Source organism: Cupriavidus sp. FW306-1B-F12B (genome assembly GCF_058781795.1).
In genome coordinates this window covers 18,991-37,248 of record NZ_JBYSXC010000017.1, presented here as the reverse complement: position 1 = coordinate 37,248, position 18,258 = coordinate 18,991, and the positions used below count along the sequence as shown (strand labels likewise).

Sequence of the window (18,258 nt, the reverse complement as noted above, 5' to 3'; positions counted from 1 at the left end):
TCCTTACCTCGTCATCCCGCGTAGCCCTCTGCGCGGATGTCGAGGCGGGCCAGCAGGGCGCGATCGCGGTCGGCCTGCGGGTTGCCGGTGGTCAGCAGCTTTTCGCCGTAAAAAATGGAATTGGCGCCGGCCATGAAGCACAGCGCCTGCAACGCTTCGTCCATGGCCTCGCGGCCGGCGGACAGGCGCACCATGGCGCGCGGCATGGTGATGCGTGCCACGGCAATGGTGCGGACGAACTCGAACGGATCCAGCGCCTCGGTGCCCGCCAGCGGCGTGCCCTCGACCTGGACCAGGTTGTTGATGGGCACCGACTCCGGATACGGGTCCATATTCGCCAGCTGCGCGATCAGGCCGGCGCGCGCTTCGCGCGCCTCGCCCATGCCGACGATGCCGCCGCAGCAGACATTGATGCCGGCGTCGCGCACATGGCCGATGGTGTCGAGCCGGTCCTGGTAGGTGCGCGTGGTGATGATCTTGCCGTAGAACTCAGGTGAGGTATCCAGGTTGTGGTTGTAGTAGTCCAGCCCCGCCTCCTTGAGCTGCTGCGCCTGCTCGGCCTTGAGCATGCCGAGCGTGACGCAGGTCTCCAGGCCCATCGCCTTGACTTCGCGCACCATGTCCATCACCGGCTCCAGGTGGCGGTCCTTGGGGCTGCGCCAGGCGGCGCCCATGCAGAAGCGGGTGGCGCCATTGGCCTTGGCCGCGCGCGCGGCGTCCAGCACCTCGTCCAGCGCCATCAGCTTCTCGGCCTTCACGCCGGCATCGTGGTGCGCGCTCTGCGGGCAGTAGCCGCAATCCTCTTCGCAGCCGCCGGTCTTGATCGACAGCAGCGTGGACAGCTGCACGGTATTGGCGTCGAAGTGCTCGCGGTGCACTTGCTGGGCGCGGAACAGCAGGTCGTTGAACGGCAGCGCGAACAGCGCGGCAACGTCATCGACGCGCCACGCGGCGTCATCGGGCAGTGCGTGCGAGCGCGCGCTCTGGCGCAGGGAAGCGACGGAAACGGTAGTAACGGTGGTAGCGGTGTGAGCTTGAGTCATGATCGATGCGAATTCTGGTTCAGGCAGCAAGGCCGGCGGCCTCGGCTTGGTATTGGGTAGCGGCGGCGAACAGCGGCGCAAGGTCGAGCCGGCCAGCTGCCGCGGCGGGCGCCAGTTGCCAGGGCAATTCACCCAGGCAAGGCGCGTCCAGCGACGCGTGCAGCGTGGCGATGTTCTCGTCGGCCAGCAGCATGTCCGGGTCGACCCGGTTGGCGATCCAGCCCGCCAGCGGCAGGCCGCGCGCGCGGATGGCTTCGGCGGTCAGCATGGCGTGGTTCAGGCAGCCGAGCCGGATGCCGACCACCATCACTACCGGGACCGCCAGCATCACCGCCAGGTCGGCGGTGTTCCAGCGCACCGCGCCTGCGTCGAGCGGCACGTTGAAGCCGCCCACGCCCTCAACCACCACCGCATCGGCCTGCCGGCGCAGCGCGTCGAAGGCGGCACGGACCGGCGCGCGCGTGATGCGCACGCCCTCGTGCGCGGCGGCCAGGTGCGGCGAGCACGGGGTGCGCAGCAGGAACGGGCAGGTCTGGCCCAGCGGCACCGCCACCGAGCTGGCGGCGCGCAGCTGCGCCACGTCGTCGTTGTGCCAATGGCCGTCGCGCCACTCACTGCCGCTGGCCACGGGCTTCATGCCCGCGGTGCGGTAGCCGGCGGCATGGAGCGCATGCAGCAGCGTGGCGCTGGCGTGGGTCTTGCCGATGCCGGTATCGGTGCCCGTGATAAAGCAGGCGAAAGGCGCACGCGTGCTCATGCGACCTCCCGCTGCGCCACGGCGGCGCTTAGGGCATCCAGCAGGCGCCGCACATCGTCTTCGGTGTGCGCGGCCGACAGCGTGATGCGCAGCCGCGCGGTGCCTTCCGGCACGGTCGGCGGCCGGATCGCGCCGACGCGGATGCCATCCGCCTCGAGCGTGGCCGACAGCGCCAGCGCGGCGCCATTGTCGCCGACGATCAGCGGCTGGATCGCGGTCTCGCTGTCGCCCAGCGTCCAGCCCGCGATGGCAGCCAGCTGGGCCAGCCCCTCGCGCAGCATGGCGATGCAGCGCGTCAGTTGCGCGCGGCGTTGCGTGCCCTCTTCTCCTTCGATGATCGCCAGGCTGGCCAGCAGCGCATGCGCGACTGCCGGCGGCGCGGCCGTGGTGTAGATATACGGCCGCGCGGTGTTGACCAGGTGTTCGATGATGGTCTCGTGCGCGGCAACGAAGGCGCCCGCCACGCCGGCGGCCTTGCCGAGCGTGCCGATATAGATCAGCCGCTCGGACGACAGCCCGAGCGCTTCCAGCACGCCGTGGCCCTGCTCGCCCAGCACGCCGAAGCCGTGGGCGTCATCGACGATGATCCAGGCGTCATGGCGCTCGGCCAGTTCCAGCAGCTTGCGCAGCGGCGCGACATTGCCGTCCATGCTGAACACGCTGTCGGTCACGATCAGCTTGCGCTCGCTGGTGCTGGCCGCCAGCAGCGCTTCCAGCGCGGCGGTGTCGCAATGCGGGTAGCGCTGCACGTCGGCGCGCGCGAGCCGCGCCCCATCGATCAGCGAGGCATGGTTGAGCGACTCGCAGAACAGCGTGGCGCCCGCCGTGCCCAGCGCGGTCAGCACCGCCATGTTGGCCATGTAGCCGGTGCAGAAATACAGCGTGCGCGCATGCGGGATATGCGGGGCGAGCCAGCGCGCCAGTTCCGCTTCCAGCTGCGTGTGCGCCAGCGAATGCCCGCTGACCAGGTGCGAGGCCCCGCTGCCCGCGCCATAGCGCTGCGCGCCTTCCACCAGCGCGGCGATCACATCAGGGTGGTTGGCCAGCCCCATGTAGTCGTTGCTGCAGAAGGTCAGCAGCGATTCCGGCTCGGACCCGTCTTCGCCCACGGCCTGATGCGGCGCGCAGGCAGTGTGGGCAACGCGGCGGCGGCGCGTCAGGGCCAGCGCGTGGCGCTGTTCGGCGGCCTGCCTCAGTTGTTCAAGCAGCATGGCGCACCTCCCCGCTCGTGGTCACATCGGTGGTTACATCGTCGAGCGTGGCCAGCATCTGCTCGCCCAGCCAGCGTGCCTGCGCGGCATCGAAGACGTAGGGCGGCATCACGTACACCGTATTGCCGATCGGACGCACCAGCAGCTCGCGCTCGCGCGCGGCGTGATGGAAGCGCGCGGCAAAGTCGGCGCCGGCGACGTCATCGCGCACATCGGCGGCCCAGATCAGCCCGCGCTGGCGCACGTGCCGCAGGCGCGCGTCGGCGGCCAGCGCGGCCATGCCGTCGGCAAGCCAGTGCGCGCGCTCGCGGTTGCGCGCGAGCACGTCGTCCTGCGCGAACAGGTCCAGCGTGGCCAGCGCGGCGCGGCAGGCCAGCGGGTTGCCGGTGTAGGAGTGCGAATGCAGGAAGCTGCGGGCCAGCTCGTCGGCGACGAAGGCGCGCTGGATCTCCGGGCGCGAAAGCACCAGCGACAGGGGCAGGTAGCCGCCGCTGATGCCCTTGGACAGGCACAGGAAGTCAGGCCACAGGTGCGCGGGCAGCGGCGCCTCCCCGGCGCGCGACTGTTCCCACGCGAAAAAGGTGCCGGTGCGCCCGCAGCCCACCGCGATCTCGTCGGCGATCAGGTGGATCCGGTAGCGGTCGCACAGTGCGCGCGCGCCATCCAGATACGACGGGTCGTACATTGCCATGCCGGCGGCGCCCTGCACCAGCGGCTCGACGATCAGCGCGGCGATCTGGCCGGCGCGCTCGCGCAGCAGGGTTTCCAGCTCCGCCAGGGCGCGGGCGGCCACGTCCGCAGCGCTCTCGCCGGGTGCGGCCTGGCGTGGGTCGGGCGACATCACCACGTGTGCGCGGCGGATCAGCGGATCATAGGCATCGCGGAACACTTCCACGTCGGTCACCGCGAGCGCGCCCACGGTCTCGCCGTGGTAGCCATGGCGCAGGCAGACGAACTCGCGCTTGGCCGGCAGGCCGGTATTGCGCCAGTAGTGGAAGCTCATCTTCAGCGCGATCTCGACCGCCGAAGCGCCGTCCGAAGCGTAGAAGACATTGCCGAGCGCGCCGCCGGTCAGCGCCGACAGGCGCTCGGCCAGCTCCACCGCCGGAGCGTGGGTGCAGCCGGCGAGCATCACGTGCTCAAGCGTTTCCAGCTGGCTGGCCAGCGCGGCGTTGATGCGCGGGTTGGCGTGGCCGAACAGGTTGACCCACCAGGAGCTGGTGGCGTCGAAATAGCGGCGGCCGTCGGCATCATGCAGCCACGGGCCAACGCCGCGCACGATCGCCAGCGGCACCGCGTCGTCGTCGGGGCGCAGCCGCGTGCATGGATGCCAGACGGCGTTGCGGCTGCGCTGGCCGAGTGCCTGCGCGTCGCTGCCTGGGGAAAGGGACAGGTGATCCAAGATAGCCCTCCTTTGTTGACCGTCCGCGCGCGCGCCGCTGCCGGCGAGGCCGGGCAGTGCGACGGTGGCGGACAGGTTGGGGAGGGCCATGTTAGGAATGTCTTCTCGGGCTTGGCAACGAAGGCGATATTTTTACGTTAGCAGTGCTTTGGCCGGATTTGCCGAACGTTATCGGGGTGAAGCGCTGTTCTTGTCGCTAGCGTGCCGCGATCTCCACGCAACCTGCCGGTGTCTTTTTTCACTGCGACAGGCCGGATGTGTGACTCAAGCGGGGCGCCACGACGGCGAGCGCTTCTCCAGGAACGACTTCACCCCTTCACGCCCCTCTTCCGACGCCCGGATCTTCGCAATCCGGTCCGCGGTATCGGCCAGCAAGTCGTTGTCGATCACGCGCCCGGCGATGTCCTGCACCAGCCGCTTGCTTTCGCGCACGGCGTTCGGGCTGTTGGCCACCAGCGCGGTCGCCAGTTCAGCGACCTTGGCGTCCAGGGCCTCGGCCGGCACCACCGCATGCACAAAGCCCAGCCGCAGCGCCTCGGCGGCATCGAAACGCTCGGCGGTGATGAAGTAGCGGCGTGCGGCCTGCTCGCCCAGCGCGCGGATCACATACGGGCTGATGGTGGCGGGCAGCAGGCCCAGGCGCGCCTCGGACAGGCAGAAGTGCGCGTGCTCGGCGGCCACCGCGATATCGCAGGCGGCCACCAGGCCCATGCCGCCGGCGTAGGTGTCGCCCTGGATGCGCGCGATCACCGGGCGCGGGCACGACCAGATGGTGTGCAGCATCTGCGCCAGGGTCAGCGCATCGGCGCGATTCTGGTCGTCGGAATAGCCCGCCATCTTCTTCATCCAGTTCAGGTCGGCGCCGGCGCAGAAGGCCGGGCCGTTGCCGGCCAGCACGATGGCGCGCACCTCGTCCATGTCGCCCAGCGCGCGGAAGGCGCCGGTCAGCTCGGCGATCACGGTCTCGTTGAAGGCGTTGCGCACATCGGGCCGGTTCAGCGTGACGGTGGCGACGTGGCTGGCGATATTGACGGTCAGGGCGGTGAATTCCATGGTTCGCTCCGTTGGCGGATTAAGTTGTCTGGTGCGGTTCAGGTGCCGGCGTCGAACGGCAGCCCCAGCGAGCGGAAGAAGTTGCCGACTTCAGGCAACCACACCGGGATGCCTTCGCGTGCGCTGAAGACGCGATGCGAGTCGTTGCCGAACTCGCCCACGTCCACCAGCCGCGATCTGGCCGCGGGACCGGTGGCGCGCGCCTTGAAGGCGTTGAACATGCGGCCGGGCAAGGGCACCGGCCAGTAGCTGTCGTTGTCGCCGTACACCCACAGCGACGGGTAGCGCGCCAGGCCGCCATAGCTGGCAAAGGCATCGACCAGGCGCTCTTCCCAGTCCGGGCAGTTCAGGTTGCGCAGCCCGCCCGCGAAATTGACCACGCCCAGCACCCCCGGATAGCCGATGGTGCTGAACGCCATCGTGGTCAGGCCCCCGTGCGACTGGCCGATCACGACAATGCGGTCCATGTCCACATAGGGCTGCGTGGCCATGAAGTCGAGCGTGGCGACGACATCGTCGGCCTGCATCATGCCGTTGGTCTCGATGTCGCAGCTGCCGCCCACATAGGCGCCACCCGAGCGCGCAAAACCCTGCCGCATCGGCAGCACCACGGCGTAGCCGCGGCGCAGGAATTCCAGGCTCTGCGCCGGAAAGCGCGCGCGCCCCTGCATCGCGGGCCGGCCCGGCGCCTTGCCGTGGTTGATCACCACCAGCGGGAACGGCCCGTCGCCAGCCGGCTTGAATACCGTGGCCTCCAGGTCGATGCGCGACGGGATCGCCGCCTTAGGCAGCATCACCACCTGCTCCTGGAAGCGCATGCGCGGCGCAGGATTGCCGTTGCCGTTCGCGCTCTGCGCATGCCCGGACAGCGGCGCCAGCAAGGCAAGCGCCGTGACCAGGGCTGGGCTGCGAAGCAGGCGGGCGACGCTGCGCATGGGGTGGAAGGCGGTAATGGGGTCAGTAGCGGCGTGGCCGGGATTACATGCGGAACACGCCGAACTTCATCTCGTCGATCGGTGCGTTCAGGCTGGCGGAAAGACCCAGGCCCAGCACGGTGCGGGTCTGCGCCGGGTCGATCACGCCGTCGTCCCACAGCCGCGCGCTGGCGTAGTACGGATGGCCCTGGTGCTCGTACTGGTCGCGGATCGGCTGCTTGAACGCCTCTTCCTCCTGCGCGCTCCACTTGCCGCCCTTGCCTTCGATGCCGTCGCGGCGCACCGTGGCCAGCACGCTGGCGGCCTGCTCGCCGCCCATCACCGAGATGCGCGCGTTCGGCCACATCCACAGGAAGCGCGGCGAATAGGCGCGCCCGCACATGCCGTAGTTGCCGGCGCCGAACGAGCCGCCGATGATCACCGTGAACTTGGGCACCTGCGCGGTGGCGACCGCGGTCACCATCTTGGCGCCATTGCGGGCAATGCCTTCGTTCTCGTACTTGCGGCCCACCATGAAGCCGGTGATGTTCTGCAGGAACACCAGCGGGATCTTGCGCTGGCAGCACAGCTCGATAAAGTGCGCGCCCTTCAGGGCGGATTCGGAGAACAGGATGCCGTTGTTGGCGACGATGCCGACCGGGTAGCCCCAGATGCGCGCGAAGCCGCACACCAGCGTGGTGCCGTAGCGCGCCTTGAACTCGTCGAACTCGGAGCCGTCGACCAGGCGCGCGATCACCTCGCGCACGTCGTAGGGCTTGCGCGTGTCGGTGGGGATCACGCCGTACAGTTCTTCCACCGGGTAGAGCGGCTCGACCGGCTCGTGCAGGCGGATCTGGTCCGGCTTGCGGCGGTTCAGGTGCTGCACGATATTGCGCGCCAGGCTCAGCGCGTGATGGTCGTTCTGCGCAAAGTAGTCGGCCACGCCCGACAGGCGCGTATGCACGTCGGCGCCGCCCAGGTCCTCGGCGCTGACCTCCTCGCCGGTGGCGGCCTTCACCAGCGGCGGGCCGCCCAGGAAGATGGTGCCCTGGTTCTTGACGATGATGGACTCGTCGCTCATCGCCGGCACGTAGGCGCCGCCGGCGGTGCACGATCCCATCACCACCGCGATCTGCGGGATGCCCTGCTTGGACAGGTTGGCCTGGTTGTAGAAGATGCGGCCGAAGTGGTCGCGGTCGGGGAACACGTCGTCCTGGTTGGGCAGGTTGGCGCCGCCGGAATCCACCAGGTAGATGCACGGCAGGTTGTTCTCCTCGGCGATCTCCTGCGCGCGCACATGCTTCTTGACCGTCATCGGGTAGTAGGTGCCGCCCTTGACGGTGGCGTCATTGCAGACGATCACGCACTCCTGCCCGGCCACGCGGCCGATGCCGGTGATGATGCCCGCGCCCGGCGCGGCATCGTCGTACATGTCGTAGGCGGCCAGCTGCGACAGCTCCAGGAACGGCGTGCCGGGATCGAGCAGTTGCTGCACGCGCTCGCGCGGCAGCAGCTTGCCGCGTGACAGGTGCTTGTTGCGCGCGTCTTCGCCGCCGCCTTCGGCCAGCTTCGCGATCCTGGCCTTGAGGTCGGCCACCAGGGCCTGCATCGACTCGGCGTTGGCCTTGAAGGATTCGGAGCGGGCGTTGAGTTTGGTTTCCAGGGTGGGCATCTGTGTCTCTTCCTGCTTGATATTGGTTTTCGCCGTCCTGCCAGCGGCCGGGCTCAGCCTGCGTGCCTGGGCAGCGGGTGCCCCGGCATCAGGTCGTAGGGGTGCTTCCAGCCCGGCAGCGCACGGATGCGCTCGGCCCAGGCGTGGATATGCGGATACTCCTTGCGCCAGTGCACGCCGATCTCGTCGTCGAAGAAGACGTAGCCCGCCAGCGAGAAGTCCGCGATGGTGACGCGCTCGCCCAGCAGGAACGCTCGCCCGGCCAGGTGCGCATTGAGCACGTTCCACGCGCCTTCGCAGCGCGCGCGGAAGAACTCCAGCACGGCCGGGTCAGGCGACCTGGCAAAGGTGCGCATGAAACGGTAGGTGGCGGTGTAGGAGGTGAACTTGTGGTTGTCGAACAGCAGCCAGCGCAGCACCTCGGCGCGCTCGGCCTCGTCGCGCGGGCCGTAGGCATCGAGGCGCGTGGCCAGCGTTTCCAGGATGGCACCGGACTGCGACAGGCGCTGGCCGCCGAACTCCAGTACCGGCACCTCGCCCATCACGTTGATGGCGCGGTATTCGGGCGTGCGGGTCTCGCCGTTGAAGAAATCGACGAAGCGCGGCTGCCACAGCTGCTGGCCGCGCTGCACGCCGACGGTTTCCAGCAGCAGCGCCACCTTGTAGGCATTGCCGGACTGGGCAAAGCAATACAGCAGGTACTCAGGCTCGTTCCGCTTCTCGATGCTCATGATGTCTCCCCGATCATGTCGCCATCCACATAGAGCCAGCGCGGTGCCTCGCCAGGCGCGCGCGGCTCGCGTACAAAGCGGCTGCGTTCGTGCAGCCGCATGGCGCGCCCGCCTACCTTGTAGCGCGCCACGAATTCCACTTCGGCATGCGCATCGTCCTGCTGCGCATGCGCCTTCACCGTGAGCCCGAGCCAGCGCGTGGCGGTATCCGGCAACAGGTCGGCCGGGCAGGTCGATGCATGCCAGGTCTGCCGCAGCCATTCCATGTCGTTCAGCACATAGGCGCTGTAGCGCGAGCGCATCAGCGCCTCGGCATTGGGCGGCAGTGCCTCGCCACGATGGAAGCGGCCGCAGCAGGCGGCATAGTCCGCGCTGCCACACGGGCACGGCACCGGTCCGGCCTTGGGCAGGCGGCCTGCCGCTTTCGCCGTCATCCCACCAGCTCCGGCAGGTCGCGCATATCGGTGAAGATGGTGCCCGCGCCGGCCTCGCGCAGCAGCGCGGCATCGTTGCGCTCGGCGTAGCCGAACACCGTCATGCCGGCGGCAACGCCCGCAGTCACGCCGGTCGGGCTGTCTTCCACCACGGCGCAGCGCCCCGGCTCAACGCCCATGGTGCGCGCGGCCAGCAGGTACACATCGGGCGCGGGCTTGCTGCGCGCCACTTCGGTGGCGGAGAAGATATGCTCGCGCTCATCCTGCTGGAACAGCTCGACCAGGCCGGTCCTGGTCAGCTGCAGCTTGACCTTGACGCGGTCCGCACCCGACGCCACGCACACCGGCATGCCGGTGGCGGCGATCTTGCCAATCGCCTCGCGCACATGGGCGACCGCGGCGACTTCCGCTTCCAGCACCGCATTGCGGCGCGCCAGCCAGGTCGACAGCCAGTTCTCGGGCAGCGGCGCGCCGCGCATGCGCTCGATCATCTCCAGCTCTTCGCGCACGGCGCGGCCGAGGAACAGGCGCGTGGAGTCTTCCAGCGAGATCTCGATGCCAAGCTCGTTCAGCATCTGGTTGAGCACGCGGTTGACGATGGGCTCGCTGTCGACGAGCACGCCGTCGCAGTCGAAGATCACGCAATCGAATCGGCCGGAATGGCCACGGGTTGCTGCAGTCATGCGGGTTTCTTTTCCTTGGTGTCCAGGCTCGGCACGGCCCGGAGTTCAGTCTGGCGGCGGCTCTTCAGGTGGGCCTCGACCTGGTCGAAGCGGTCGAAGCCCCAGAACGGCTCGCCGTCGATGATGACGAAGGGCGAGCCGAACACGCCCTTGGCCATCGCCACGTCGATCTCGGCCTTGAGCTGGTCCTTGATCTGGTAGCTGGTGGCGCCGGCATCCAGCGCCTGCACGTCCACGCCCAGCGGCTCGGCCAGCTTCATGATCTCGGCCGGCTCGGCGATATTGATGTCGTCGACGAACAGCGCGCGGTACACCGACTTGGCAAAGGCCGCGGCGATGTCGTCGCCGTGGTGGTTCTGCAGCCACAGCATGGCGCGCGCGGCGTGCGTGGTGGGCAGCGGGAAATGCGTGGGGCGCTTGTATTCGATGCCGTGGAAGCGCGCGGTGCGCTCGAAATCGCGCCACGAATAATCGCCCTTGAGCGGCAGCTGCGGCAGCGGCGAGGCGCCCGTGGTCTTGAACACCACGCCCAGCAGGATGGGATGCCAGGCGACGATGCGCCCGTACTTCTGCGCCAGGTCGTCGATGCGGGTACTGGCAAAGTAGCCGTAGGGCGAAGAGAAATCAAAGTAGAAGTCGATCGCTGCGGTCATGTCGGGGCCCTTCTTGTTGTGGTTGCCGGTACTGGGATCAGGGAAGCGTGCCGCCTTCGCGGCACACGCCCCATCGTACGCGCATCGCTAGGCCAGCGCGCGCGCGATCAGGATCTTCTGGATATCGCTGGTGCCCTCATAGATCTGGCATACGCGCACGTCGCGGTAGATGCGCTCCACCGGGAAGTCGCTGACGTAGCCGTAGCCGCCGAACACCTGGATCGCATCCGAGCACACCCGCTCTGCCATCTCGCTGGCAAAGAGCTTGGCCATGGCCGCTTCCTTCAGGCACGGGCGGCCGGCGTCGCGCAGTGCGGCGGCGTGCCACACCATCTGGCGCGCCACGTCGATGCGGGTGGCCATCTCGGCCAGGCGGAACTGCACCGCCTGATGCTGGAACAGCGGCTGGCCGAAGCTCTCGCGCTCCTTGGCATAGGCCAGCGCCGCCTCGAACGCCGCGCGCGCCATGCCGATGCTCTGCGAGGCGATGCCGATGCGCCCGCCTTCCAGTCCCGACAGCGCCATCTTGTAGCCGCCGCCCTCGTCGCCGAGCAGGTTGGCCGCCGGCACGCGGCAGTCCTCGAACAGGATCTGCGCGGTGTCCGACGAGTGCTGGCCGAGCTTGTCCTCCAGCCGCGCCACCACGTAGCCCGGGGTCGAAGTCGGCACGATGAAGGCGCTGATGCCGCGCTTGCCTGCGGCCTTGTCGGTCACGGCCAGCACGATCGCCACGTCGGCGTTCTGGCCGCTGGTGATGAACTGCTTGACGCCGTTGAGCACGTAGTGGTCGCCATCGCGTACCGCAGTGGTGCGCAGCGCCGACGCATCCGAGCCGACGTGCGGCTCGGTCAGGCAGAACGCGCCCAGCATCTCGCCGCGCGCCAGCGGCACCAGCCACTGCTGCTTCTGCGCCTCGCTGGCGAACGACATCAGCATGCTGCACACCGGGCAGTTGTTGACGCTGATGACGGTGGAGGTGCCGCCATCGCCGGCCGCGATCTCTTCCAGGATCAGCGCCAGCGACAGGTAGTCCAGTCCGGCGCCGCCATATTCCTCCGGAACCGCCACGCCGTAGGCACCCAGCGCCGCGAGTTCGCGGTGCACGTCCTTGGGGAAGGTCTTGTCGCGGTCCCACTGCGCGGCCTGCGGCGCGATCACTTCCTGCGCGAACTGGCGCACGGCGTCTCGGATCATTTCCTGTTCGGGGGTCAGCAGCATGTCGGTTCGATGCTCAGTGTGCGGGCGCGCTTACCAGGGGATGGGCGTGCCGTCGTAGTTGTGGAAGGTGCCGTTGTCGCGCCGCTTGACGCCGGCCAGCACCTGGCGCATGCCCTTGACGCTCTGCTGCACGGTCAGGTCGGCTTCCTGGCCGCCCATGTCGGTCTTGACCCAGCCCGGGTGCAGCGCGACGCAGGTGGCGTGGCGCGCATCGAGCGACACCGCGCGCAGCGCCGCATTGGCGCCGGCCTTGCTGACGCGGTACAGCCAGCTGGTGCTGTGCTCCATCGCGGTGATGCTGCCCATGCGCGAAGACAGCACCGCCAGCACGCCGCCGTGGCCGGACTGGCCCGCTTCGACATAGGGCAGCAGCAGCGGCAGCGCCATCATCGGGCCCAACACGTTGACATGCATCACCCGGTCGAATTCCTGCGGCGTGACCGGTTGCGCGCCTTCGGTGCGGGGTCCCAGCACGCCGGCGTTGTAGATCGCCACGTCGAGGGCTTCGCCGTCGAGCTTCCAGCCCAGGCCCGCGACCGCGCCGGCATCGGACAGGTCGACCTGATGGGCTTCGGCGCCCAGCGCCTGCAATGCGCCGACGCCTTCGGGCGTACGCGCCGCCGCAATGACGCGCCAGCCGTCGGCACGGTACTGGCGTACGAATTCAAGGCCGATGCCGCGCGAGGCACCGAGGATCAGGACGGTTGGCAAGGCTGTGCTCCTTTGTCGGGCTGGCCGGAGCGCGAAATGACTCGCCCGGCCACGGGTTCAGCAAACTGCCTCTGTCTTGCTCCCTCTCCCGCTTGCGGGAGAGGGAGAAAACAAGCGGGAAGGAGCGCGTTACAGGATCTCGATCCCCACCGCAGTCGCCTCACCCCCACCGATACACAAGCTCGCCACCCCACGCTTGCCGCCGGTCTTGCGCAATGCGCCGATCAGCGTGGTCATGATGCGCGCGCCCGAAGCGCCGATCGGGTGCCCCAGTGCGCAGGCGCCACCATGGATATTGACCTTGTCGCGCGGGATCTTGAGGTCGTGCATGGCCGCCATCGGCACCACGGCGAAGGCCTCGTTGATCTCGAACAGGTCGACGCTGTCGGTGGTCCAGTCCAGCTTGCGGTACAGCTTGGAAATCGCTTCCACCGGCGCGGTGGTGAACCAGCCCGGCGCCTGCGCGTGGGTGGTGTGGCCGAGCATGCGCGCGATCGGCTGCAGGCCGAGCTGCTTCGCGGTGGAGGCGCGCATCATCACCAGCGCCGAGGCGCCGTCGTTGATGGACGACGACGAGGCCGCCGTGATGGTGCCGTCCTTGGCAAAGGCGGGCTTGAGCGAGGGGATCTTGTCGAGCTTGATGCGGCGCGGGCCTTCGTCGGTGTCGATCACGGTGTCGCCCCCCCTGCCGGACACGGTCACCGGCGCGATCTCCCAGCGGAAGTCGCCGTTCTCGGTGGCCTGCTGGGCGCGGCGCACGCTTTCCATCGCGAATTCGTCCTGCTGCTCGCGCGTAAAGCCATACTTGGCGGCGCAGTCCTCGCCGAAGGTGCCCATGGCGCGGCCCTTGTCATACGCGTCTTCCAGGCCGTCCAGCATCATGTGGTCGTAGATCATGCCGTGGCCGATGCGGTAGCCGCCGCGGCCCTTCGGCACCAGGTACGGCGCATTGGTCATGCTCTCCATGCCGCCGGCAATGGCAACATCGAACGAGCCCGCGATCAGCCCGTCGTAGACGGTCATGGCCGCGCGCATGCCCGAGCCGCACATCTTGTTGACGGTGGTGCAGCCCACGCCCAGCGGCAGGCCCGCGCCCAGCGCGGCCTGGCGCGCCGGGGCCTGGCCCTGGCCGGCCGGCAGCACGCAGCCGAACACCACTTCTTCCACCTGCTCGGGCTTCAGGCCTGCGCGCTCGACGGCGGCGCGGATGGCCACGGCGCCCAGCTGCGGCGCGGTGACGCTGGCGAATTCGCCCTGGAACGCAGCCATCGGCGTGCGGGCGGCTGAAACGATGACGATCTCTTCCATGTCGGGTCTCCTGGATCGGTGTATGAAGAAGCGGTGTCGGGTGCGTCCGGTCAGCGGATCGACGCCTGCGGCGGGTCGCCGTACTGGCGGTAGGCCGCGGCCAGCTGCTCATGCAGTTCGTCGTTGTTGCTGGCGGCCATGCCCAGGTCGCGCAGCAGGCCGTCGGACACGCCGTAGACCCAGCCATGCACGGTCACGGCCTGGCCGCGGGTCCAGGCGTCCTGGATCACGGTGGTCTGGCAGACGTTGTTGACCTGCTCGATCACATTGAGCTCGCACAGCCGGGTATGGGCGTCGTCCTCGCGCAGCAGCGTGCCGAGATAGGCCTCGTGCTTGTCAGCCACGTCGCGCACATGGCGCAGCCAGTTGTCGGCCAGGCCGATGCGCTCGCGCTTGAGCGCGACCTTGACACCGCCGCAGCCGTAGTGGCCCACCACGGTGATATGGCGCACCTTGAGCACCTCTACCGCGAACTGGATCACCGACAGCGCGTTCAGGTCGCTGTGCGCGATCACGTTGGCGATATTGCGGTGGACGAACACCTCGCCCGGGGCCAGGCCCAGGATCTGGTTGGCCGGCACGCGCGAATCGGAGCAGCCGATCCACAGGTACTCGGGCGCCTGCTGGTTGGCCAGGCGCATGAAAAAGGTGGGGTCTTCGGCGTTGACCCGGTCAACCCACTCGCGGTTGTTGCGGAACAGCTGGGCGATGGCGTCAGTCATGCGACCCTCCTTGCGGGACCAGGATCGGCAACGGCGCCCTGCGCGCCGCCGGCTTCGCCGTAGCGGTAAATGAATCGCTCTGAACTGTGATAGGCAAAGAAGTCATGAACATGTCCGGCCAGCAGCCGGTCCTTATGGCTCTGCCACATGGCAGGTTCGAAAAAATCCGCATGATGGCGCAGGAACGCCGCGCGCACGCGCGTGTCGCCCAGCAGGAAGGTGCGGAAGGTCTCGGGAAAGATATCGTGCGGACGCACCGTGTACCAGACCTCGCCCGACATCTCCTCTTCCTCGTTGCGCGGCTGCGGCACGTGGCGGATGTTGCAGTCGGTCAGGTACTCGATCTCGTCGTAGTCGTAGAACACCACGCGCCCGTGGCGCGTGACGCCGAAGTTCTTGTACAGCATGTCTCCCGGGAAGATGTTCGCTGCGATCAGCTCCTTGACGGCGTTGCCGTATTCGATCACGCCGTGCTCGACCTGCGCGTCAGTGCCCTCCGTCAGGTAGATGTTCAGCGGCGTCATGCGGCGTTCGATATAGACGTGGCGCACCACGATCTCTTCGCCGCCGTCCTTGCCGCGCTGGTATTCGATCATCGACGGCGCGTGCTGCTCGAACTCGCGCACCAGCGCCTCGTCGAAGCGCGAGAGCGGGAAGGCCACGTCGGAGTACTCCAGCGTATCGGCCATGCGGCCGACGCGGTCGTGCTGCTTGACCAACTGGTACTTGGACTTGACCAGCTCGCGCGTGGTTTCCTTGGGCGCCGGGAAAAAGTCCTTGATGACCTTGAACACGTAGGGGTACGACGGCAGCGTGAACACCAGCATCACCAGCCCGCGGATGCCGGGTGCAACGATGAACTTGTCCGACGAATGCTGCAGGTGGTGCAGGAAGTCGCGGTAGAACAGGTTCTTGCCCTGCTTCTGCAGGCCCAGCGAGGTATAGATCTCGGCGCGCGGCTTGCGCGGCATGATGTCGCGCAGGAAGGTCACGTAGGCCGACGGGATCTCCATGTCGACCATGAAATAGGAGTGCGTGAACGAGAACAGGATCAGCAGCTGTTCCTTCTTGAGCAGCACCGTGTCCAGCGCCAGCTTGCCGCCGGGGCCATGCACGATCGGGATCGCCAGCGGGAAAGTGCGGTCGCCGTTCAGGATACGGCCGATGATGAAGGCCGACTTGTTGCGGAAGAACAGCGACGACAGCGTATGTACCTGGAAATTCGGCGCGATGCGCAGGTCGCCGAAATGCTCGCTGACCGCTCGCACCACGTAGCCGATGTCGCGCTGCAGGTCCTCGAACGGGGACTCCAGCTGGAAGTTGTGCACGATACGCTCGAAGCACGCGGCCATACCCTCGCGGCTGCCCGGGTAGTAGGCGCGGAAGGTCGGGCGCGTGGGCGATTCCTCGTTCTCGATGTACTCGGTCGAGATCGCCGGGCGCACGAAGATGAAATCGTTGTTGAAGTACGAGCGGTGCAGGATGCGCGTGCAGACCGAATTGAAGAAGGTCTCGGCCAGCTCGGGCTGGTGGTGGTTGGTCAGGAGGCCGATGTAATGCAGCTTGATCTGCTGCCAGATCTCGTCCTCGATGTTCTCGGCGTCGTACTCGTCTTCCAGGATCACGCTCGATTCGCGCACGCGCTCGTTGTAGAACGCAATGCGGTCGCGCTGGATCTGCTGCAGCCCGTGCCAGTCGCCGGCCTCGAACTTCAGCTTGGCCTGGTGGCTGACCTCGCGGAACAGGCGGTAATGCTTGTCGAACCCGTCGAGCATCGTTCTCGCCACATCGAAGGCAATCTGCGAAGAGAGCAGTTTGGGGAAGTGGGACATGGGTCGACGGGGGCCGGGGAGAAAGTGCGGCGAGAGGTCTTGCGACGGGTACTGAGATTGTAATGGGGTTCGGGCGGGGGCTCCGGGTGATTTCGGCGCCCCCCCTCGCGCTTTACATGGTCTCGGCGAACAGCTCGCGGCCGATCAGCATGCGGCGGATTTCCGAGGTGCCGGCGCCGATCTCGTACAGCTTGGCGTCGCGCCACAGGCGGCCGGCCGGGTATTCGTTGATATAGCCGTTGCCGCCCAGGATCTGCACGGTCTCGCCCGCCATCCAGGTCGCCTTCTCGGCGGTGTACAGGATCACCGCGGCGCAGTCCTTGCGCACCTGGCGCACATGGCCGCTGCCCAGCGCGTCCAGGTTCTTGCCGACCGTGTACAGGTAGCTGCGCGCCGCCTGCAGCGTGGTGTACATATCGGCCACCTTGCCCTGGATCAGCTGGAATTCGCCGATGCTCTGGCCAAACTGCTTGCGGTCGTGGATATACGGGGTGACCACGTCCATGCACGCCTGCATGATCCCGACCGGTCCGCCGGACAGCACCGCGCGCTCATAGTCCAGCCCGCTCATCAGCACCTTGGCGCCGCCGTTCTCGGCGCCCAGGATGTTCTCGACCGGCACTTCCACGTCCTGGAACACCAGTTCGCCGGTGTGGGAGCCGCGCATGCCCAGCTTGTCCAGCTTCTGCGCCACCGAGAAGCCCTTCATGCCCTTCTCGACGATAAAGGCGGTCATGCCGCGCGCGCCCAGCTCGGGCTCGGTCTTGGCGTAGACCACCAGCACATCGCAGTCGGGGCCGTTGGTGATCCACATCTTGGTGCCGTTGAGCACGTAGCGGTCGCCCTTGAGCTCGGCGCGCAGCTTCATGCTGACCACGTCGGAGCCGGCATTGGGCTCACTCATGGCGAGCGCGCCGATCCATTCGCCCGAGACCAGCTTGGGCAGGTACCTGGCCTTCTGCGCGGCGGTGCCGTTGCGGTGGATCTGGTTCACGCACAGGTTGGAGTGCGCGCCGTAGGACAGGCCCACCGACGCCGAGGCGCGGCTGATCTCTTCCATCGCGATCATGTGCGCCAGGTAGCCCATATTGGCGCCGCCGTATTCCTCGGCCACGGTGATGCCCAGCACGCCCAGGTCGCCCATCTTCTTCCAGGCGTCCATCGGGAACTGGTCGGTGCGGTCGATCTCGGCGGCGCGCGGGGCCAGCTCGGCCTGGGCCCAGTCGCGCACGGAGTTGCGCAGCATCTCGATGTCTTCGCCCAGATCGAATTTCAGGCCTGGCAGTTCGGTCATGATGGTCTCCTGTTTGGAATCGGTATGTGTGTCGGGTTCCGGATGGATGGCCGGAGCCGTCAGTTCAGACGTGGCCCAGAGTCTTGACCACGCACAGCGTCATCAGCATGGTGGCCACCTGCTTGCGGCGGCCGTCCTGCTCGACATAGACATCGCCCTGCGCCACGATCAGCGTGCGCCCGGGCTTGAGGACCCGCCCCACCGCCACCAGGCGTTCGCCCTGGGCGGGGGACAGCAGGTTGATCTTGTACTCGGCGGTCAGGCCCGCCTCATCTTCGCCCACCATCGTGAGCGCGGCATAGCCGCAGGCGCTGTCCGCCAGCGCACCCACCACGCCGCCGTGGAAGAAGCCGTGCTGCTGGGTCACGCCGTCGGACCACGGCATCGCCAGCTCGACCTCGCCGCGCTCCACCCGCCGCAGGGTCGCGCCAAAGGTGGTCATCAGCCCCTGGCGGGAAAAGCTGGTGGCGATGGCGTCGGCGCGCGCGGCGGACAGCGATCCTGGTTCAGCGGGTACGGCACTGGCGTTGGATGACGTCATGGCGGAGTTCCGGTGTGAAAACGTTGGGTCGCCGGCAGCAACAGGCTGCGCGCGCTGTCCGGGTATTCTATTGACGTTT

Annotated in this window: 18 protein-coding genes; all 18 read right to left on the bottom strand. The window is 67.7% G+C overall.

The features are described from left to right. Positions 1–11: 11 nt before the first annotated feature. The 18 genes from bioB to AC3WLE_RS24930 all read right to left on the bottom strand — a co-directional run bounded on the left by bioB (position 12) and on the right by AC3WLE_RS24930 (position 18,179). Complete coding sequence (gene bioB / locus AC3WLE_RS25015; RefSeq protein WP_492357297.1) at positions 12–1,043, bottom strand: biotin synthase BioB; 1,032 nt, start codon at positions 1,041–1,043, stop codon at positions 12–14. 19 nt (positions 1,044–1,062) lie between these two features. Then, a complete protein-coding gene (gene bioD, locus AC3WLE_RS25010) occupies positions 1,063–1,800 on the bottom strand; it encodes a dethiobiotin synthase (RefSeq protein ID WP_492320743.1) in 738 nt (245 codons plus the stop codon). After that, entirely contained in the window at positions 1,797–3,011 is a 1,215-nt protein-coding gene (bioF, locus tag AC3WLE_RS25005; RefSeq protein ID WP_492320744.1) for an 8-amino-7-oxononanoate synthase, read from the bottom strand. The genes bioD and bioF overlap by 4 nt, the downstream gene beginning before the upstream one ends. After that, positions 3,001–4,413, bottom strand: coding sequence for an adenosylmethionine--8-amino-7-oxononanoate transaminase (gene bioA / locus AC3WLE_RS25000; protein ID WP_492320745.1), 1,413 nt, complete (start codon positions 4,411–4,413; stop codon positions 3,001–3,003). The genes bioF and bioA overlap by 11 nt, the downstream gene beginning before the upstream one ends. Before the next feature lie 264 nt (positions 4,414–4,677). Next, entirely contained in the window at positions 4,678–5,466 is a 789-nt protein-coding gene (locus AC3WLE_RS24995) for an enoyl-CoA hydratase/isomerase family protein (protein ID WP_492320746.1), read from the bottom strand. A gap of 38 nt (positions 5,467–5,504) precedes the next feature. Beyond that, positions 5,505–6,401: a dienelactone hydrolase family protein gene (locus AC3WLE_RS24990; protein ID WP_492320747.1), complete on the bottom strand. Its 897-nt coding sequence runs from the start codon at positions 6,399–6,401 to the stop codon at positions 5,505–5,507. A gap of 43 nt (positions 6,402–6,444) precedes the next feature. Continuing rightward, entirely contained in the window at positions 6,445–8,052 is a 1,608-nt protein-coding gene (locus AC3WLE_RS24985) for a carboxyl transferase domain-containing protein (protein ID WP_492320748.1), read from the bottom strand. A gap of 53 nt (positions 8,053–8,105) precedes the next feature. Beyond that, positions 8,106–8,783 (bottom strand): glutathione S-transferase family protein, encoded by a 678-nt coding sequence (locus AC3WLE_RS24980; protein WP_492320749.1) that lies wholly within the window; start codon positions 8,781–8,783, stop codon positions 8,106–8,108. Next, complete coding sequence (locus AC3WLE_RS24975; RefSeq protein ID WP_010813263.1) at positions 8,780–9,217, bottom strand: YchJ family protein; 438 nt, start codon at positions 9,215–9,217, stop codon at positions 8,780–8,782. Before AC3WLE_RS24975 ends, AC3WLE_RS24980 begins: the two co-directional genes overlap by 4 nt. Further along, complete coding sequence (locus AC3WLE_RS24970) at positions 9,214–9,900, bottom strand: HAD family hydrolase (protein ID WP_492320750.1); 687 nt, start codon at positions 9,898–9,900, stop codon at positions 9,214–9,216. The genes AC3WLE_RS24975 and AC3WLE_RS24970 overlap by 4 nt, the downstream gene beginning before the upstream one ends. Beyond that, positions 9,897–10,553: a 2-hydroxychromene-2-carboxylate isomerase gene (locus tag AC3WLE_RS24965; RefSeq protein ID WP_010813261.1), complete on the bottom strand. Its 657-nt coding sequence runs from the start codon at positions 10,551–10,553 to the stop codon at positions 9,897–9,899. Before AC3WLE_RS24965 ends, AC3WLE_RS24970 begins: the two co-directional genes overlap by 4 nt. A gap of 87 nt (positions 10,554–10,640) precedes the next feature. Continuing rightward, on the bottom strand, positions 10,641–11,771 hold the full coding sequence (locus AC3WLE_RS24960; protein WP_058698937.1) for an acyl-CoA dehydrogenase family protein: 1,131 nt from the start codon (positions 11,769–11,771) through the stop codon (positions 10,641–10,643). A gap of 30 nt (positions 11,772–11,801) precedes the next feature. After that, positions 11,802–12,482 (bottom strand): SDR family oxidoreductase, encoded by a 681-nt coding sequence (locus AC3WLE_RS24955; RefSeq protein WP_492320752.1) that lies wholly within the window; start codon positions 12,480–12,482, stop codon positions 11,802–11,804. 129 nt (positions 12,483–12,611) lie between these two features. Continuing rightward, the gene (locus AC3WLE_RS24950) at positions 12,612–13,790 is read right to left on the bottom strand and encodes an acetyl-CoA C-acetyltransferase (RefSeq protein WP_492320753.1); all 1,179 of its coding nucleotides are present in this window, start codon (positions 13,788–13,790) and stop codon (positions 12,612–12,614) included. 50 nt (positions 13,791–13,840) lie between these two features. Further along, positions 13,841–14,512 carry a carbonate dehydratase gene (gene can / locus AC3WLE_RS24945; RefSeq protein WP_492320754.1) on the bottom strand — a complete coding sequence of 224 codons (672 nt, stop codon included), beginning with the start codon at positions 14,510–14,512 and terminating at the stop codon, positions 13,841–13,843. Next, the gene (gene aceK, locus AC3WLE_RS24940; protein WP_492320755.1) at positions 14,509–16,344 is read right to left on the bottom strand and encodes a bifunctional isocitrate dehydrogenase kinase/phosphatase; all 1,836 of its coding nucleotides are present in this window, start codon (positions 16,342–16,344) and stop codon (positions 14,509–14,511) included. Before aceK ends, can begins: the two co-directional genes overlap by 4 nt. Positions 16,345–16,456: 112 nt before the next feature. Next, entirely contained in the window at positions 16,457–17,638 is a 1,182-nt protein-coding gene (locus AC3WLE_RS24935) for an isovaleryl-CoA dehydrogenase (RefSeq protein ID WP_492320756.1), read from the bottom strand. Positions 17,639–17,702: 64 nt separating this feature from the next. Next, positions 17,703–18,179 (bottom strand): PaaI family thioesterase, encoded by a 477-nt coding sequence (locus AC3WLE_RS24930; protein ID WP_492320757.1) that lies wholly within the window; start codon positions 18,177–18,179, stop codon positions 17,703–17,705. Positions 18,180–18,258 lie beyond the last annotated feature (79 nt).

What these genes read in the sequence shown, in the direction of transcription:
- bioB (WP_492357297.1), bottom strand. Translation starts at nt 1,043, where the DNA reads ATGACTCAAGCTCACACCGCTACCACCGTTACTACCGTTTCCGTCGCT.
- bioD (WP_492320743.1), bottom strand. Translation starts at nt 1,800, where the DNA reads ATGAGCACGCGTGCGCCTTTCGCCTGCTTTATCACGGGCACCGATACC.
- bioF (WP_492320744.1), bottom strand. Translation starts at nt 3,011, where the DNA reads ATGCTGCTTGAACAACTGAGGCAGGCCGCCGAACAGCGCCACGCGCTG.
- AC3WLE_RS24995 (WP_492320746.1), bottom strand. Translation starts at nt 5,466, where the DNA reads ATGGAATTCACCGCCCTGACCGTCAATATCGCCAGCCACGTCGCCACC.
- AC3WLE_RS24990 (WP_492320747.1), bottom strand. Translation starts at nt 6,401, where the DNA reads ATGCGCAGCGTCGCCCGCCTGCTTCGCAGCCCAGCCCTGGTCACGGCG.
- AC3WLE_RS24985 (WP_492320748.1), bottom strand. Translation starts at nt 8,052, where the DNA reads ATGCCCACCCTGGAAACCAAACTCAACGCCCGCTCCGAATCCTTCAAG.
- AC3WLE_RS24980 (WP_492320749.1), bottom strand. Translation starts at nt 8,783, where the DNA reads ATGAGCATCGAGAAGCGGAACGAGCCTGAGTACCTGCTGTATTGCTTT.
- AC3WLE_RS24975 (WP_010813263.1), bottom strand. Translation starts at nt 9,217, where the DNA reads ATGACGGCGAAAGCGGCAGGCCGCCTGCCCAAGGCCGGACCGGTGCCG.
- AC3WLE_RS24970 (WP_492320750.1), bottom strand. Translation starts at nt 9,900, where the DNA reads ATGACTGCAGCAACCCGTGGCCATTCCGGCCGATTCGATTGCGTGATC.
- AC3WLE_RS24965 (WP_010813261.1), bottom strand. Translation starts at nt 10,553, where the DNA reads ATGACCGCAGCGATCGACTTCTACTTTGATTTCTCTTCGCCCTACGGC.
- AC3WLE_RS24960 (WP_058698937.1), bottom strand. Translation starts at nt 11,771, where the DNA reads ATGCTGCTGACCCCCGAACAGGAAATGATCCGAGACGCCGTGCGCCAG.
- AC3WLE_RS24950 (WP_492320753.1), bottom strand. Translation starts at nt 13,790, where the DNA reads ATGGAAGAGATCGTCATCGTTTCAGCCGCCCGCACGCCGATGGCTGCG.
- can (WP_492320754.1), bottom strand. Translation starts at nt 14,512, where the DNA reads ATGACTGACGCCATCGCCCAGCTGTTCCGCAACAACCGCGAGTGGGTT.
- aceK (WP_492320755.1), bottom strand. Translation starts at nt 16,344, where the DNA reads ATGTCCCACTTCCCCAAACTGCTCTCTTCGCAGATTGCCTTCGATGTG.
- AC3WLE_RS24935 (WP_492320756.1), bottom strand. Translation starts at nt 17,638, where the DNA reads ATGACCGAACTGCCAGGCCTGAAATTCGATCTGGGCGAAGACATCGAG.
- AC3WLE_RS24930 (WP_492320757.1), bottom strand. Translation starts at nt 18,179, where the DNA reads ATGACGTCATCCAACGCCAGTGCCGTACCCGCTGAACCAGGATCGCTG.